This is a genomic window from Thiemannella venezuelensis (genome assembly GCF_014203605.1).
In the GTDB taxonomy this organism is placed as follows: Bacteria; Actinomycetota; Actinomycetes; order Streptosporangiales; family Streptosporangiaceae; genus Planomonospora_A; species Planomonospora_A venezuelensis.
Genome location: NZ_JACHJJ010000028.1, coordinates 1 through 15,473, shown reverse-complemented (window position 1 = coordinate 15,473; position 15,473 = coordinate 1). Strand labels below are relative to the sequence as shown.

General features: G+C 72.9%; 15 protein-coding genes. 7 read left to right on the top strand and 8 right to left on the bottom strand.

The window, feature by feature from the left end; all coding sequences use genetic code 11:
- Positions 1-14: 14 nt before the first annotated feature.
- Positions 15-1,220, top strand: a complete 1,206-nt coding sequence (locus FHS22_RS30855; protein WP_184947587.1) for an MFS transporter — start codon at positions 15-17, stop codon at positions 1,218-1,220.
- Positions 1,221-1,446: 226 nt separating this feature from the next.
- Entirely contained in the window at positions 1,447-2,118 is a 672-nt protein-coding gene (locus FHS22_RS30850) for an enoyl-CoA hydratase-related protein (RefSeq protein ID WP_184947585.1), read from the top strand.
- A 42-nt stretch (positions 2,119-2,160) separates the two neighbouring features.
- Here FHS22_RS30850 and FHS22_RS30845 read toward each other — a convergent pair whose 3' ends face one another.
- On the bottom strand, positions 2,161-3,858 hold the full coding sequence (locus FHS22_RS30845) for a penicillin-binding transpeptidase domain-containing protein (RefSeq protein ID WP_338048029.1): 1,698 nt from the start codon (positions 3,856-3,858) through the stop codon (positions 2,161-2,163).
- 36 nt (positions 3,859-3,894) lie between these two features.
- Positions 3,895-4,545: a lysophospholipid acyltransferase family protein gene (locus FHS22_RS30840; protein WP_184947583.1), complete on the bottom strand. Its 651-nt coding sequence runs from the start codon at positions 4,543-4,545 to the stop codon at positions 3,895-3,897.
- Positions 4,546-5,194: 649 nt separating this feature from the next.
- Between FHS22_RS30840 and trpB the strand changes: the two genes are divergently transcribed.
- Genes trpB through FHS22_RS30825 form a run of 3 tightly spaced genes read left to right on the top strand, consistent with a single transcriptional unit; the run spans position 5,195 to position 7,959 of the window.
- Positions 5,195-6,400 carry a tryptophan synthase subunit beta gene (gene trpB / locus FHS22_RS30835; RefSeq protein ID WP_260408459.1) on the top strand — a complete coding sequence of 402 codons (1,206 nt, stop codon included), beginning with the start codon at positions 5,195-5,197 and terminating at the stop codon, positions 6,398-6,400.
- Positions 6,397-7,194, top strand: a complete 798-nt coding sequence (gene trpA / locus FHS22_RS30830) for a tryptophan synthase subunit alpha (RefSeq protein ID WP_184947581.1) — start codon at positions 6,397-6,399, stop codon at positions 7,192-7,194. Before trpB ends, trpA begins: the two co-directional genes overlap by 4 nt.
- Before the next feature lie 9 nt (positions 7,195-7,203).
- Positions 7,204-7,959 (top strand): GntR family transcriptional regulator, encoded by a 756-nt coding sequence (locus FHS22_RS30825; protein ID WP_184947579.1) that lies wholly within the window; start codon positions 7,204-7,206, stop codon positions 7,957-7,959.
- A gap of 123 nt (positions 7,960-8,082) precedes the next feature.
- Here the strand turns inward: FHS22_RS30825 and FHS22_RS30820 are convergent, their stop codons facing one another.
- The 4 genes from FHS22_RS30820 to FHS22_RS30805 all read right to left on the bottom strand — a co-directional run bounded on the left by FHS22_RS30820 (position 8,083) and on the right by FHS22_RS30805 (position 11,030).
- A complete protein-coding gene (locus FHS22_RS30820; RefSeq protein ID WP_184947577.1) occupies positions 8,083-9,303 on the bottom strand; it encodes an RNA polymerase sigma factor in 1,221 nt (406 codons plus the stop codon).
- A complete protein-coding gene (locus FHS22_RS30815; RefSeq protein WP_184947576.1) occupies positions 9,300-9,644 on the bottom strand; it encodes a YciI family protein in 345 nt (114 codons plus the stop codon). Before FHS22_RS30815 ends, FHS22_RS30820 begins: the two co-directional genes overlap by 4 nt.
- Positions 9,645-9,651: 7 nt before the next feature.
- The gene (locus tag FHS22_RS30810; protein WP_184947574.1) at positions 9,652-9,993 is read right to left on the bottom strand and encodes a YciI family protein; all 342 of its coding nucleotides are present in this window, start codon (positions 9,991-9,993) and stop codon (positions 9,652-9,654) included.
- Positions 9,994-10,130: 137 nt separating this feature from the next.
- The gene (locus tag FHS22_RS30805; protein ID WP_184947572.1) at positions 10,131-11,030 is read right to left on the bottom strand and encodes a LysR family transcriptional regulator; all 900 of its coding nucleotides are present in this window, start codon (positions 11,028-11,030) and stop codon (positions 10,131-10,133) included.
- A 182-nt stretch (positions 11,031-11,212) separates the two neighbouring features.
- Between FHS22_RS30805 and FHS22_RS30800 the strand changes: the two genes are divergently transcribed.
- A complete protein-coding gene (locus FHS22_RS30800; RefSeq protein ID WP_221474331.1) occupies positions 11,213-12,079 on the top strand; it encodes an isocitrate lyase/PEP mutase family protein in 867 nt (288 codons plus the stop codon).
- A gap of 72 nt (positions 12,080-12,151) precedes the next feature.
- Here the strand turns inward: FHS22_RS30800 and FHS22_RS30795 are convergent, their stop codons facing one another.
- On the bottom strand, positions 12,152-12,628 hold the full coding sequence (locus FHS22_RS30795) for a cupin domain-containing protein (protein ID WP_221474330.1): 477 nt from the start codon (positions 12,626-12,628) through the stop codon (positions 12,152-12,154).
- Between the two features lie 32 nt (positions 12,629-12,660).
- The gene (locus tag FHS22_RS30790) at positions 12,661-13,245 is read right to left on the bottom strand and encodes a TetR/AcrR family transcriptional regulator (RefSeq protein ID WP_184947571.1); all 585 of its coding nucleotides are present in this window, start codon (positions 13,243-13,245) and stop codon (positions 12,661-12,663) included.
- A 358-nt stretch (positions 13,246-13,603) separates the two neighbouring features.
- Here FHS22_RS30790 and FHS22_RS30785 point away from each other — a divergent pair, with 358 nt between their 5' ends.
- A complete protein-coding gene (locus FHS22_RS30785; protein WP_184947569.1) occupies positions 13,604-15,385 on the top strand; it encodes a DUF4132 domain-containing protein in 1,782 nt (593 codons plus the stop codon).
- Positions 15,386-15,473: the final 88 nt, after the last annotated feature.

The window sequence follows — 15,473 nt, the reverse complement described above, 5'->3', positions numbered from 1 at the left end:
AAGAATTGGGGCTCATGTGGACGAGGAACTTCACCCTCTACTTCGGGGCCCGCACGATCTCGCTGCTCGGTGACGCGATGATGCCCGTCGCCTCGGCGCTGGCGATCGGGAAAGTCTATGGGATAGCAGGCGTCGGCTACGTGCTCGCGCTCTGGACCGCGTCGGCCGTACTGGTCATGTTGTTCGGCGGGGTCGTCGCCGACCGGATCGGCGCCCGGCGCTTGATGATCGGCGCGGACGCGGTCAGGGCCGTCACCCAGGGGGTGGTGGCCGTCGCCTTCCTGGACGGTGCTCCGCCGTACGCCCTGCTGCTGGTGACGGCGTTCCTGTCGGGCATGGCCGCCGGGATGTTCGAACCGGGTGTCAACGGCATGGTCCCCATGGTCGCGGAGGATCCGCAGCGGGCCAACGCGACGTTGAAGATCGCTGAGGCGGTCACCCACCTGGCGGGCCCCGCGCTGGCCGGCGTCCTCATCGTCGTGGCCGGGCCGGTCTTCGTCTACACGGTGGACGCCGCGACGTTCCTGGTCAGCGGGGTGTGCCTGCTGCTGGTCCGGGTCGCCGTACCCAGGCCGGAGCCCTCCGACGTGCTGAGCGACCTGCGCAGGGGCTGGGAGGAGTTCAAGGCCAGGACGTGGATGTGGTCGGTCATCCTGGTCTGGGTGTTCTGGGGCGTTCTGGTGGTCGGGCCGTACGTGCCGATGTCGTCGCAGGTCATCGGGGCCGACTACGGCTGGGTGATGGCGGCGCTCGGCCTCGGCACCGTGCTGGGCGGGCTGGTGGCGATCAGGCTCAGGCCGCGCAGGCCGCTGGCGGCCGGGGCGGCGGCGCTGAGCGGGTACGTGGCGGTGCCGCTGACGGTCGCGCTCGGGCTGCCGCTGCCGCTGCTGATGGCCGGGCACCTGCTCGGCGGGTGCGCGCTGGCGTTCTGGTCGGTGATGTGGTCGACCAGCGTGCAGACGCAGGTCGCCCCGGACGTGGTGAACCGGGTCAACGCCTACCAGGTGGCCGGGTCGGTCGCGGGCATGGCGGTCGGGCAGGCGCTGGCCGGTCCGGTCGCCGCGCTGGTCGAACCGCGCGCCTTCATGCTGGGGTCGGCCCTGGTGACGGCCGGCGTGGTGGCGGCGCTGCTGCTGATCAAGCCGGTCAGGCGGCTGGGCCGGGAACCTCGGGAGGCCGGAGACCGGCAGGTCCCGGTTCCGGCCGGCGCGTTGACGTAGCCGGTCGCCGTCCGCGGCGGGACGGGGGCGGGCGGAAGGCCGTGATCATCCGGGAGGGCCCCGCCGGTCGTTCCGCCCGCCGCCGGCGTGCGGGCGGGCCGCGGGGTCTTGCACGTCGATACCGCGCGCCATAAGTTACTCTTCAGTAGCCTCATGGACGAGGCATCGATCACCGGCGCCGGAGGGCGCGGTACGTCCGGCGGCCGGTCCGCCCTGAGGAGCCTCCATGCCCGAACTCGACCGCCGGGACGACGTGTTCGTCCTCGACCTCGGGGACACCGAGAACCGGTTCCACCCCGACTGGATCGCCTCCGTCGGCGCCGCTCTCGACGAGGTGGAGAAGGCGGAAGGCCCCCGTGCCCTGGTGACCGCCGCCACGGGGAAGTTCTACTCCAACGGCCTGGACCTGGACTGGCTGTTCGCCCACGCCGACCGGCACCGCGACTACGTCGTCTCCGTCCACGAGCTCCTGGCGCGGATGCTGGCCCTGCCCGTGGTCACCGTGGCCGCCCTGCAGGGGCACGCCTTCGCGGCCGGGGCCATGTTCTCCCTGGCCCACGACTTCCGCGTGATGCGCGCCGACCGCGGTTTCTGGTGCCTGCCCGAGGCCGACATCGACATCCCCTTCACCCCGGGCATGTCCGCCCTCATCCAGTCCCGGCTGACCCCGCAGACCGCGCACGAGGCCATGACCACCGCCCGCCGCTACGGCGGCCACGACGCCCTGGCCGCCGCCGTCGTCGACCGCGCGGTGGACGAGGACGCGGTGCGCCGGACCGCGGTGGAGATCGCCCGGTCCCAGGCGGGCAAGGCCGGGCCCACCCTCGGCACCATCAAGGCCCGCATGTACGCACCCGCTCTGGCCGCCCTGCGCGACAGGGACGACCCCCTCGGCTGAGGCCCGGCGAGGGGGCCGTCCGCGGCCCCTTCCGGACGTTCCTCAGTCCAGGGCGCGCAGGAAGGCGGCGGCCACCGGGGCGGCGTCCGAGCCCCCGCCCTTGCCGTCCTCGACGATCACCGCGAAGGCCAGGTCGCCGCGGAAGCCGATGAACCAGGCGTGGGTCTTCAGGTCGCCCGCCGGGCCGTACTCGGCGGTTCCGGTCTTGCCGCGGGTGCCCGGCGGCAGGCCCGCGTCCTTGGCGGTGCCCCTGGTGACCACCGCGGACATCATCGGCCGCATCTTGGCCGTGACGCCGTCGGGCAGGGCCTGCGGCTCGATCTTCTGCTCCACCGAGGGGACCAGGGTCGGCGGGCGCCAGGTGCCGTCGGCGAACGCGGCGGCGACCGAGGCCATCAGCAACGGGCTGGCGGTGATCCGCCCCTGGCCGAAGGACTCGGCGGCCAGCTCGGCGTCGCTCTCGGCACGGGGGAAGCTTCCCTTCGCCGCCGGGACGCCGATGTCGAGGCGCTTGTTGAAGCCGAACAGCTCCGCGGTCCGTACCAGTTCGTCGGCGCCCAGCCGCTCCTTGGTCAGCGGGGCGAAGGTGGTGTTGCAGGAGTGGGCGAAGGAGTCGGAGAAGGTGACCGAGCCGTAGGCGGCGTGGCCGGAGTTGCGGATCGGCAGGCCGCCGACGTTGACGTCCTTGGGGCAGGTGACCCGGTCGCCGGGGTCCACCCCGGCCCCGAGCAGGCCGACCGCGGTGATCGCCTTGAACGTGGAGCCGGGCGGGTAGTTGCCGTCCAGCGCCCGGTTGAAGCCGCCCCGGTTGTTGACCACCGAGAGGATCTCGCCGGTGGACGGCTTGATCACGACCATCGAGGCGGTCTTCTCCAGGTCGCGCACGGCGCCGACCGCGGCCTGGTGGACCCGCAGGTCGAGGGTGGTCTCCAGCGGCTCCCCCTCCTCACCGTCGATCTTGCCGAGGACCTTGACGCTTTTCTTGTCGGCGCCGACGAGCCGGATCTCGGTGGCGGGGATGCCGGCCAGGCGCTGCTGGAACCTCTCCTGCAGGCCGCCGCGCCCGATCGCGTCACCCGTGCGGTAGGAGGAGCCGAGTTTCTTGACGTCCTTGGCGGTGGCCTTGTCCAGGAAGCCGACCAGCTGCTGGATCGAGCCGCTCACGTCGGCGCCGTCGATGCGCTCGCCTCCGGCGGCGGTGATCGCCGCCCGCTGCGGCCACCCGGCCTTCAGCGCGAAGGAGGAGCCCGCGGCGAGGTCGGGGTGGGCGGCCCGGGGGGACCAGTCGACCCGCCAGTGCCGGTCGACGACCGCCAGGTCGACCGTCCCGGAGTAGCTCCACTCGCCGACGTTGCGCAGCTTCAGCGTGGCGGTGTAGGCGGCCTGGGCGGTGCCGTCGCCGGTCTCGCGCACCGCGTCGAGCCGTACGGCGGTGCTCTCCACCGCCCAGCCCTTGTTCATGTCCTGGTAGGTCTGGTCGAAGCCGGGGGCGGGCGCGCCCAGCTCGGCGCGCATGGCGGCCAGGTCGCCCCGCTGCCAGGCCTGGGTGAAGCGCTGCGCGGTCTCCTGCGGGGTTCCCCGGGTGTGCAGATACCACCACGCGCCGCCGCCGGCGGCCCCCGCCGCCAGCGCGACGCTGACCGTAGTGATCGCGATCGTCCTGCCGCTCGGCACCCCGTCCACCCCCAGCTCGTGCGCTCCGGCCGGCTCCCGCCGCGGCGGGGAGTCCGGCGGACCCACCCTAGCGTGGGTAATCGGACATATGCCGGAAAACGATCAACCGGTCTCCGTACGGCCGGGCGCGTAGCGCGGTACGTACTCCTGCCCGGAGAGCTCGTGGATCGCCGCCATGATCTCGTCGGCCACCCTGCGCCGGTCCCGGGCGCTGCTCTCCGACCCGGTGAACGTCATCGGCTTGCCGATCCGCACTCCCACCCGGCCCAGTCTCGGCGTCGAGGCGCCGATCGGCAGCACCTTGTCGGTGCCCGACATGGCGATCGGGACCACCGGGGCCCCGGTGGCCAGCGCGAGCCAGGCGACCCCGACCTTGCCCCGGTAGAGGCGGCCGTCGGGGGAGCGGGTGCCCTCGGGGTAGATGCCGAACAGGCCGCCCTCCCTGAGCACTCCGGCGGCGGCGTCGAGCATGTCCTGGGCGGCGGTGGGGCTCTGCCGGTCGATGGGAATCTGGCCGGTGGCCCGCATCCACGCCGCGGTGACGGGGTTGCCGGTGAAGTACTCGGCCTTGGCGACGAAGCGCACCTGGCGGGTGAGCACCAGCGGCAGGAACGTCGAGTCGAGGACCGACAGGTGGTTGGAGGCCAGGATGGCCGGGCCGGAGGCGGGTACGTGCTCAGCCCCGGTGACCTCGGTCGGCCAGAGCAGGTGCAGGAAGGGGGCACTGACGATCTTGGTCAGGCGATAGAGCACGGACTCTCCTCACGGGACGGGATCACCACACTAGGTGGTGCTCCGGCGACCGGCGGGTGTGCGCACCCGCACAAGCGGGGCCCGGCCGTTTGTAGGCCTCCTCCAAAAAATCGCCGGTCTCCCCGCGGGCGCGGCGGGACGGGTGGGGTGGAGGCACGGGTGGGGCGGAGGCAAACGAAACGCCCCGCCGGGCGCGGGGCCTGGCGGGGCGGGACGTTTAGCGCCGATGTGGCGGTCGCCTCCTCGGCGAGAGGCACAACACGGCTCCAGCCGAACGGTATTCCGTGAAGGCGGTAATTTGCGGCCCGGGGGACACAAACCACATCGGCACGATGACTCTAACGGACATCGGGGGGTGGTTATTCCACTTCCCGATTACCGGTGCGGCCGACGGGCCGTGCGGACCACGCCCGACGGGCGCATCCGCCGGTCGGCGCGGGCATCGCGACCCGGACCGGAGAGCGGAAGATTTTTTCCGGTGCGGCCGCCTCCGCCGCCGGTCCGGGCGGGAGCCGTCCGGGCGGAAGGGGACGGACCGGTGCGGCACCGGCGATCGGGGCCCGGCCGGGGGTGGCGCGCCCCGCACCGCCCGTGCCACACTCACTGTTATAGAACTCTTTCCAGAGTTATAGAACGAGGTGAGCGTGAGATGAGAGATGTGCCGCCATGGCGTGAGCCCGTCCCGGCGGCCGGGGTGATGGGCGAGCCCCGGGAGCGGGGCCGGTTCGGCGGGTACGGCGGACGGTACGCGCCGGAGTCCCTGGTGGAGGCGTGCCGCGAGGTGGACGAGGCGTTCCGGGAGGCGCGGGCGGATCCGGGCTTCCGCGGCGCCCTGGCGGAGCTGCTCGCCCTGCACGCCGGGCGGCCGACCCCGCTCACCCCGGCCCGGCGGCTGTCGCGGGAGCTGGGCGTGCGGCTGTACCTCAAGCGCGAGGACCTCACCCACACCGGGTCACACAAGATCAACAATGTGCTGGGCCAGGCCCTGCTCGCCGCGCGGATGGGGCGGCGCAGGCTGATCGCCGAGACGGGGGCGGGCCAGCACGGGGTGGCCACCGCGACCGCCGCCGCACTGCTCGGGCTCGAGGCCACGGTCTTCATGGGCGAGCGCGACATCGAACGGCAGGGGCTGAACGTCTTCCGGATGCGCATGCTGGGCGCCGAGGTGGTCCCGGTCACCACGGGAAGCCGCACGCTCAAGGACGCGACCAGCGAGGCCATGCGGCACTGGGTGGGTGCCACCGTCGACTCCCATTACTGCGTCGGCTCGGTCATCGGGCCGGACCCGTACCCGTGGATGGTCAGGGAGTTCCAGCGGGTCATCGGCGACGAGGCCCGCGGGCAGTGCGCCGCCGAACTGCGGACCGGCGTCCCGGACCACGTGGTCGCGTGCGTCGGCGGCGGCTCCAACGCGGCCGGCACGTTCGCCGGATTCGCCGACACCCCGGCGCGCCTGGTCGGTGTCGAGGCGGAGGGCGGCGCCGGGGCGGCCCGCGGCCGGCTCGGCGTCCTGCACGGCTGCCGCTCGCTGTTCCTGCAGGACGACGACGGGCAGATCGTCGAGCCGCACTCCATCGCCGCCGGGCTCGACTACCCGGGGGTCGGCCCGGAGCACGCCCACCTGCGCGACCTGGGCCGGGCCCGCTACGCCACGGTGACCGACGAGGAGGCGGTCGGCGCGGCGGTACGGCTGGCGCGCACCGAGGGCATCGTCCCGGCGCTCGAATCGGCGCACGCCCTCGCCTGGGTGATCCGCGAGGCGGGCGGCGGCGAACTGCCCGCCGGGTCGACGGTCCTGATGACGCTGTCCGGCCGGGGCGACAAGGACATCTCCACCCTGAAGGAGCTGGTATGACGGACATCCTGGCCCCGGGCGCGGTCGAGCGCCACCTGCGCGCCCGCCGGGACACCGGCCGCGGCCTGCTCATGCCGTACGTCACCGGGGGCATCGCGCCCGGCTGGACGCGGTACCTGGAGGCGTTCGCCGAAGCCGGTGCGGACGCGATCGAGGTCGGCCTGCCGTTCTCCGACCCCACGCTCGACGGCGCCACCATCCAGCAGGCGAGCGAGACGGCGCTGGCGCGGGGGGCGAGCACCCGCCGGATCCTCGCCGACCTGGCCGAGGGCCGGGACCCGGGGGTGCCGCTGGTCGCCAGCACCTACTACAACCTGGTGCTGCACGACGGGCCCGAGGCGTTCTGCGCCGCGCTGCGCCGGGCCGGCGTCGGCGGCCTGATCGTGCCCGACCTGCCGGTGCACGAGGCGGACGAGCTGGCGGACGCGGCCGCCGCCGCCGGGATCGACCTGGCCCTGCTGGCGTCGCCGGCGACGCCGCAGCCGCGGCTGGCGGAGATCTCGCGCCGCAGCCGCGGCTTCGTCTACGCGGTGTCGCTGATGGGCACCACCGGCGAGCGGGCCGCCCTCGCCGCCTCGGCGGCGGAGCTCACCGCGCGGATCAGACGCGGCACCGACCGGCCGGTCTTGCTAGGATTTGGCATTTCCACCCCGGACCAGGCGCGCGAAGCCCGCCGGCACGCCGACGGCGTGGTGGTCGGCGCCGCGGTCATGCGGCGGGTGCTCGACGGGGCGGGACCGGACGACCTGCGAGACTTCCTCGCGACCCTGAGGCAGGCCCTCGACCAGGAGTGACGCACCACGATGACCCCCGACGCCGGGCACGAGGCGAGATACCGCGCCATCGCCGCCGACCTCGCCGCGAAGATCCGGTCGGGACACTACGCCCCCGGCGAGGCCCTGCCCCCGCAACGGGAGCTGAGCGCCTCCTACGGGGTGACCCTCATGACGCTGCGCCAGGCGCTGCGGGGCCTCAGCGACGAGGGGCTGATCGTGCAGCGGCCCGGCAAGGGCACGTTCGTGGCCCCGCCCCACCTGGCCTACCAGCTCGGCTCGCTCCGCAGTCTGGCCGACGACCTGCGGGAGCAGGGCCACGACGTGCGGACCGCGGTGGCCGGGCGGGCGCTGCGCCGGGCCCCCGCCCGGATCGCCGCGGAGCTGCGGCTGCGTCCCGGCGACACCGCCCTGCGGCTGGAGCGGGTCCGCGAGTTCGCGGGACGTCCCGCCGTCCACCAGGTGTCCTGGGTCCGCCGGCCGGTGGCCGACCGGATCCGCGACCGCGACTTCACCGCCGTCTCCCTCTACACGGCGCTCGCCGACGCGGGGGTGGCGGTCGCCCGGGCATCGGAGGTGGTCCGGCCCGGCCTGCTCGACCCCGCCGCCGCCCGCCACCTCCACGAGCCGCAGGGCAGCGCGGTGCTCGTCAGCACCCGGATCACCTACACGCTCGACGCCACGCCCGTGGTGTCCGACCATGCCACCATCCTCGGCAGCATGATGGAGATCCGCACCGAACGCGCCGCCACCGGCCTCTCCCTCACCTGGGGGGCCACCAGCTAGCGCCCGGCCGCACGTCACCGGGCCGGTGCGGCGCCGCTGAGGGCACCGGCGCCGCACCAGATTTGAATCTACAAAGTAAAGACGGTCGGATCGTATACACATCTACCGACCCCCAAATACCCCTCACCGGACGGACAGCTCCGCCCTGCGGGACAGCAGGAAAGCCCGCTCCGGATCGGTGCCGACGACCTCCAGCGCCCGGCCGTAGGCGTCCAGGGCCTCCCGTTCCCGACCGAGGCGGCGCAGCAGCTCCGCGCGGGCGGCGTGGAGCAGGTGGTGGCGGCCCAGTTCGTGGTCCAGCCCGTCGAGGAGCGCCAGCCCGGCCCCGGGCCCGTCGGCCTCGGCGACCGCCACGGCACGGTTGAGCCTGACCACCGCCGACCCGGTGAGCCGCTCCAGTTCGCCGTAGAGCCGGGCGATCGCGGACCAGTCGGTGTCCGCGGCGCGGGTGGCGGTCGCGTGTTCGGCGGCGATCGCCGCCTGCAGCAGGTAGGGGCCGGGGAAGGGGTCCGCCGTGTGCTGCGGCCGGGAGGACTCCAGCAGGGAGACCGCCTCGGCGATCTCCCCGCGGTGCCAGCGCGAGCGGTCCTGGTCGGGCAGGCGGACCAGCTCACCCGAGGGGCCGAGCCGGGCGTCGCGCCGGGCGTGGTGCAGCAGCATCAGCGCCAGCAGCCCGTCCACCTCCGGGTCGGCGGGCAGCAGCTCGCGGAGCATCCGGCCCAGCGCGACCGCCTCGGCGGCGAGGTCCTCGCGGATGAGCCGGTCGCCTCCGGTCGCGGCGTACCCCTCGGTGAAGACGAGGTAGACCACGGCCAGCACGCCGTCGCGGCGCTCGGCCAGTTCGGGTCCGGCCGGGACCCGGTAGGGGATGCCGGCCTGGGCGATCTTCTTCTTGGCCCGGGTGATCCTGGCGGCCATGGTGGCCTCGGGAACCAGGAACAGCCGGGCGATCTCGCGGGTGGTCAGGCCGCCCACGCAGCGCAGGGTGAGGGCCACCCGGGCGTCCGCGGACAGCGCCGGGTGGCAGCAGGTGAAGATCAGCCGGAGCCGCTCGTCGGGGATGGAGGAAGGCTCCGGCCGGTCGTCGACGATCAGCAGCGGCAGTTTCCCGGCCGCGACGGCGACGCGCCGGAGCCGGTCCAGTGCGCGTCTGCGCGCCGTGGTGAGCAGCCAGGCCGGCGGGTTGGCGGGCTCCGGCGGCCAGGCGGTGACGGCCGCGGCGAAGGCGTCCTGCAGCGACTCCTCGGCCAGGTCCAGATCCCGCAGTTCTGCGGTGAGCAGGGCGAGCAGGCGCGCCCAGTGCCGCCGGTACGCCTGCTCGACCGCTGTCACGCTCCTGCTCATCCCTGGTATTCGACCACGGGGCGGATCTCCACGATCTCCTCGGGGCAGGCCGTGGCGAACTCGATCGCCTCGTCCAGGTCCCGGGCCTCCACGAGGTAGAAGCCGCCCAGGTGCTCGGCGGTCTCGGCGTAGGGGCCGTCGGTGCGCAGTGTCCGCCCTCCGCCGGTGCGCAGGGTGACGGCGGTGGAGGAACCGTCCAGTTCCTCCCCGCCGAGGTAGGCCCCGCGTTCGGTGAGCAGATCCATGAACCGGCCGTGCGCGGCGTAGGCCTCCTTGATCTCCTCCTCGGTGGCGGCGGCCCATCGGCGCTCGTCGCCGTACATCAGCAGCGCGTACTTCACGGCGCGCTCACCCCCTGTCCGGGACGGGGCGGATCTCCACGACGTCCGACGGGCAGGCCCGGGCGAACTCGATCGCCTCGTCCATGCCCGCCGCCTCGATCGTGACGTACCCGCCGATCTGCTCGGTCGCCTCCGCGTAGGGGCCGTCGGTGACGATCACCTTTCCCCCGGTCTTCCTGACCGTGGTGGCGGTGCCGGAGTGGGCCAGCTCGTCGCCGCCCCGGCCCGCGTCCCGGGCCGTCAGCATCTCCTCGAACCGGCCCCACCGGGCGTAGACCTCCTCCCGTTCGGCCGGTCCGGCCTCCGCCCAGGGCCTCTCGTCCCCGACGGCCAGCAGCACGTATCTCATGCGTTTTCCCCTTCGGTGTCGTCCGGCCGGTGCCGTACATATTCCTATGACGTACGGCACCGGCCGGAATCGACAGCCGCGGGCGGATTTCTCTCCTGCCGCGGCCTCCACCGGAGGCAGAGGCCGGCTTCCGGGTCCTACCGGCGCGCCTCGTCCGCCGCCGTCGCGACCAGGCAGTCCACGAGGTGGGCCGTCGGCGCGCCGGGGCCGCCCCGGGTGGCCGCCCACCTCCGGCGCGGCGGCGGCGCCGGGTGCAGCGGCCGGATCGTGGCCCCGGCCGGCGGATCGCTCAGCGCGGAGGCCGGTACGAGGGCGATGCCGTGCCCGGCCGCCACCATCGCCAGCGTCGTCGGGTAGCGGTTGGAGCTCAGGGCGACCACCGGGGTGAATCCGGCGGCTCCGCAGATGGCGCGCAGCGACTCCGCGCAGGCGAAGGAGGTGCCGCCGATCCATGCCTCTCCGGCCAGGGCGGCGACGTCGACGACGGGTGTCGGGGCGAGCGGATGGTCCGCGGGCAGCACGAGCGTCAGCGGGTCGTCCGGCAGCGGCTGCACGGCCAGATGGCGCAGGTCGATGGGGTGAGCGGCGTAGTCGTAGGTGAGCGCGAGGTCCGCCTCTCCCCGCCGGACCAGCTCCAGTGCCTGGTCGGCGTCGCATTCGACGAACTCGAACGGCAGCGCGGGGTGGCGGCGCCGCCACAGCGCGACCGCCCGGGGCAGCAGGCGGCTGCACGCCGTGGGGAACGCGGCCACCCGCACGGTCGCGAAATCGCCGGAGCGGAGCTGGTCGAGCTCGCGGCGGGCCTCGTCGCAGGAGGTCAGGATCCGCAGCGCGTGCCGGAGAACGATCTCACCTTCCGGGGTCAGCCGGGCGCCGCGGGTGGTGCGCTCGACCAGCCGGGCGCCCAGCTCGCGTTCGAGTGCGCCGACGTGCTGGGAGACGGCGGGCTGCGACATCGCGAGCGCGCCGCCGGCCGCGGTGAACGAGCCGTGCTGCGCGACCGCCCGGAGCACCCTCAGCCGCTGGAGGTTCTCCACGCGCCGACCATAACCATCGCTTATGGGTACGGCAACAGATCGGGGGTTCTGGTCCACGGAGCGGGGCCGTACGGTCTTCTGGAGCCGGTCGGAGAGATGGTGATCGACGTCCGGCGCGGGTGCGCCGGGGCGCCGGTCCGGTGCCGGGCTCTGGTGGACGTCGACGGACGGGAGAGGACGGTATGGACAGTATGGACGGCGGCAGGCGGGAACGGGCGGAACGTTTCGTCGGGCTGCACCGGGAGGGCTGCTTCCTGCTCCCGAACGCGTGGGACGTGGGAAGCGCCCGGATCCTGGAGTCGGCGGGCTTTCCCGCCGTGGCGACGACCAGCGCGGGCGTCGCGTTCTCCCTCGGGCGCCCGGACCACGACTTCTTCGCCGAGCAGAAGCCGGAGGGCAGGGTCGGCCGTGAGGCGATGATGCGCCGGATCCGTGAGATCGCCGCCGAGGTCGCGGTGCCCGTGAGCGCGGATCTCGAGGAGGGGTACGGCGAGGCGCCCGAGGCGGTGGCGGTCACGGTCGCGATGGCGCTCGCGGCCGGAGCCGCGGGCGGCAACATCGAGGACTTCACCGGTGACCGCGCCCGGCCGCTCTACGACACGGCGCTCGCGGCGGACCGCATCGGCGCGGCCCGAGCCGCCGTAGACGCCGGGGGAGAGCCGTTCGTCCTTGTCGGGCGGACCGACGCGCTCCAGGTCGGCGCCTCGCTGGAGGAGTGCGTGCGGCGGGCCAACGCGTACCTGGCGGCCGGAGCGGACTGCGCCTTCGTCCCGGGCGCCGCCGACGCCGCCACCATCGGCACGCTGGTGCGCGAACTCGACGGCCCGCTCAACGTGGTCATGGGCCTCACCGGCAGCGCCCTGTCGCTGGACGATCTGCGCGGGCTCGGGGTGCGGCGGGTCACGGTGGGCGGCAGCATCGCCCGCGCGATGTACCGCCACCTGCTGCGCGCGGCCCGGGAACTGGCCGAGCGGGGCACGTTCTCGTACGCCGACGACCAGCTCTCCCAGGCGGAACTCAACGACCTCTTCCGGTACGGAACCGGATGAGACCGGTCCTGTGAGGCGGGCATCGGCCTCTTCGGCACCTCGGACGTGTACGGCGGCGCGCGGAGTCCGGTGTCAGGTGTCGGGAAACTCCAGCTCGACTGTTTGCCCGGCGCCGAGGAGGAAGTACGCCAGGAACGTCACTCCGTCGTCTTGCGCGTCGAAGCGGGCGATGCGGGTGCCCTCCGGTTCGTAGAACGTGTCGCCCGGGGTGAGCACGGACTCCGGCCGGCCGTCGATCTGGTACACCACGGAGCCGGTCTCGATGTTGCCGAACACGGGGCAGTTGTGGACGTGCAGTCCGGCGGGCAGGCCGGCGGCGATGCTGATGCGCCGCACTTCGACGCGATGGGTGGCCGACGGCGCCGCCAGCGGTTGGTCGAGTACGACGGTACGGGTGACCGGCGGGGTGCCCGTGGCCGGGACGACGTGCTGGGAGCCGACGACGTGCTGGGAGCCGCGGTATTCGATGTCGGTGACCGGCCGGTCGGGCTCCGGTCCGGCGCCGTCGCCGGGGATCTCCCCGGTCGCCGGAGTTCTCGGGGCGGGCATGACGTCGCAGTCCTTCCGGTCGGGTTCCCTGCTCACGCGCGTTGCCGGGCGGTCTCGGGGGCGTGGGCCGCCAACAGCGCGAGCACACCCGATACGGCCTGATCGAACGGGTCGGTGGTGCCCGAAGCGCGGGCGAGCACGTATCCGCCTTGCAGGACCGCGACGATGGCCGCGGCCGTGGCCGGCGGGTCGAGCCGGCGATCCAGTTCGCCCGCGGCGCGGCCCTCGTCCAGCACCTGCGCCAGGCGGGTGCGAAGCCACGCAAGGGTGTCTTCGACCGGCGCCCGTAGGGCGGGATCGGCCATCACGTCGGGGTCCTGGGTGAGTCTGCCGACCGGGCAGCCTTTCAGCACGTCGCGTTCGCGACGCAGGTAGGCGGTGATGCGTTCGAGGGCCGTGCCGGGAACCGACAGCCGGGCCTCCGCGACGGCCTGCAGTTCCTCGGCGGTGCGGCGGATGGCCGTCAGCGCCAGGCCGTGTTTGCCGGCGAAGTGGTGGTACATGCTGCCCTGTCCGGCGCCGGCCCGCTGCTGGATGGCTTTCGGACTGGTGCCCAGGTAGCCGCGCTCCCACAGCAGGGCACGCGTGCTTTCGATGAGGCGTTCTTCCGTGTTCACCTCTCTACTGTACATACTAGTAGGTACAGTAGAGGAGGCCCCCGTGGCCGGGATCGGGGTCCCGGTAGCAATGGAGAAATTTCTAACGGATATGCCACTCTAAGCTGATCTGCGCAGGTCAACCGGTTTCCGAGAAGATCGTGCTCTCGGAAGCGGAGACGGTCACGACTTTGAGAACACGCACAGCTGAGAGGCAAAACCCCAGCTTGGCGCCTCGGTGAACAGGGCTGCGTCGCTAGATGGCCGACTGGGGCCACCTCCGAGAGAAGGACGCCGGAGATCCAGGTCTCGAGCAACCCACCAGTAGCCGTCCAGGACGGCGATCTTCATTCGGACATCGTGCGACTACGATCACCGGGTGACGTTCGCGGGAAATTGGGATTATCTGGAACCGGCTACCAAAGAGGCCTACCAGCGCTTCGACGCCCTCACCGAGCAGGGCCTCGACCCCGGCCCTGGCACCGATTGGCGCCTCTACGGCACCTACGCCCACACCAAGCTCTGGCTCAGCCCGCAGGGCGGCCACGACTACGACGAGCGCGTCCTGCGCCTGGTCCGCACCGTGGCCGCGCGCGCCGTCGACTGGACTCCCGACGACGCCTGGAACCTGGCCGAACGCGCTGGCTACTGGGCCCGCCAAGGCCACACCCGCCACGAGGAGCTCTATCGGATTCCGCTGTCGGCCGCCCACCTGCTCCATCCGCAACAGCGCCGTGACCTGTTCGGCCACCTGACGGACCTCGGAGAGCTCCAGCCGCTCCTGGAGAGTCTGCTCACCGAAGATGGCCCAGACGGTGCGGTCAGAAACGTGATCGGGGAGGCCGACCCCTTCGCCACGATGCTGGCCGAGGAGTACGGCCTCCGCTTGGCCGGAATGCTGCCGCTGCTGCGTCACTGGGCCACCGCCGGCACGCCGGCCCCAGGCGACGGCTGGTTGCCGGTCGTCTGCGACCTGCTCACTCCTGAGGCCATCGCCCTGGTCCACGAGCTGGTCATCCGCCTGGCCGCCTACCGGGGCGGCCCGTTCGTCTGCCATCACGCCGACATCAGCTGGAGAGAGGACCGCTTCCTGAAGGGCCGGACCGTCTCGGTGGTGCGCGGCCTGATCTGGACCTGCGAGGTCATTGACGAACCCTGGGTCCCGTCGCTGCTCGCCGACGCCGCCGTCACCTGCGGCACCGGCCACGATGGCCCCGGCTCCACCTGCCGCAGCGAGACCGTCGCCAACGGGGCTGTCAGCGTGCTGGCCCGCCGTGGCGGACCCGAGACAGTCACCCCGCTGGCGCTCATTCAGGCGCGGGTGCGGGTGGCGTCCGTACAGGAGAATGTCACTCGCGCGCTCGATGCGCTCGTCGACGCGGCCGTGCTGACCCGCGACCAGTTCCTCGACCGCACTCTGTCCGCCGCCGCCACGCCCAGAGAGGTCGAGCAGGCGCGCACGGCCGCGCGCTACCGCCTGGAGCAGGCGCTCATCCACCAGCGCGAATGGACCTGGCATGAGGTCGGCGAGTACCTCCTCGACCACCCCGTCACTGGCCCCGACGCACGCACCCTGGTGTGGCGGATCCCCGGCGGCCCCTCTGGCCTGCCAGTCAGAACCGTCGACGGCTGGGAACTGGCCGGGCACCGCCCCGAGGGCCCTGTCGCGTTGTGGCACCCGGCCGGCGCAAGCGCCGAGGAGGTGGGCGCGTGGCGCGAGAGGGGTCTGGCGCAGCCGTTCGAACAAGTCCTCCGCGAGGTGTACGTGGAAGAGCCGGACCGTGTCGCCGGTCACGTCGTGCGCTACGACCTGGCCCGGACGGAGCTGATCCGGCACGGCTGGACCGGCGTGTCGATCGGCTACTGGGAGCATGACTGTCACGAAGGGCAGGGCGAGGTGGTGCGCGACCTTGCGGGCTGGCAGGCCCGCTGGCTCCTGCGCGTCGTCGAGGGCATGTCCGACGAGGGCTGGGACCTGGACGCGCTGTGCGCGACCAACCCAATGACCTTCCACCGCGACGGCCAGAAGGTGCCCGCAGCGTCGGTGCCGCTACTGGTGCGGTCGGAGATCCTCCGAGAGGCCGACCTCACAGTCGCCGCCGCTTCGGCCGGCCCAGACGCCCAGCACCTGGTCGACCACTACGACGGATATTGGCACTAGGAGACTACTGAAGATGTAGGGGCTGACCTCGCCGTGAACACCGGCGGGGTCAGACTGGTGTTATGCAAGGTCAGTGGGCTGGTGAACC

Bases quoted from the DNA above. Each gene is read 5' to 3' on its own strand.
- FHS22_RS30855 (WP_184947587.1), top strand. From the start codon at position 15: ATGTGGACGAGGAACTTCACCCTCTACTTCGGGGCCCGCACGATCTCG.
- FHS22_RS30850 (WP_184947585.1), top strand. From the start codon at position 1,447: ATGCCCGAACTCGACCGCCGGGACGACGTGTTCGTCCTCGACCTCGGG.
- trpB (WP_260408459.1), top strand. From the start codon at position 5,195: ATGAGAGATGTGCCGCCATGGCGTGAGCCCGTCCCGGCGGCCGGGGTG.
- trpA (WP_184947581.1), top strand. From the start codon at position 6,397: ATGACGGACATCCTGGCCCCGGGCGCGGTCGAGCGCCACCTGCGCGCC.
- FHS22_RS30825 (WP_184947579.1), top strand. From the start codon at position 7,204: ATGACCCCCGACGCCGGGCACGAGGCGAGATACCGCGCCATCGCCGCC.
- FHS22_RS30820 (WP_184947577.1), bottom strand. From the start codon at position 9,303: ATGAGCAGGAGCGTGACAGCGGTCGAGCAGGCGTACCGGCGGCACTGG.
- FHS22_RS30810 (WP_184947574.1), bottom strand. From the start codon at position 9,993: ATGAGATACGTGCTGCTGGCCGTCGGGGACGAGAGGCCCTGGGCGGAG.
- FHS22_RS30800 (WP_221474331.1), top strand. From the start codon at position 11,213: ATGGACAGTATGGACGGCGGCAGGCGGGAACGGGCGGAACGTTTCGTC.
- FHS22_RS30795 (WP_221474330.1), bottom strand. From the start codon at position 12,628: ATGCCCGCCCCGAGAACTCCGGCGACCGGGGAGATCCCCGGCGACGGC.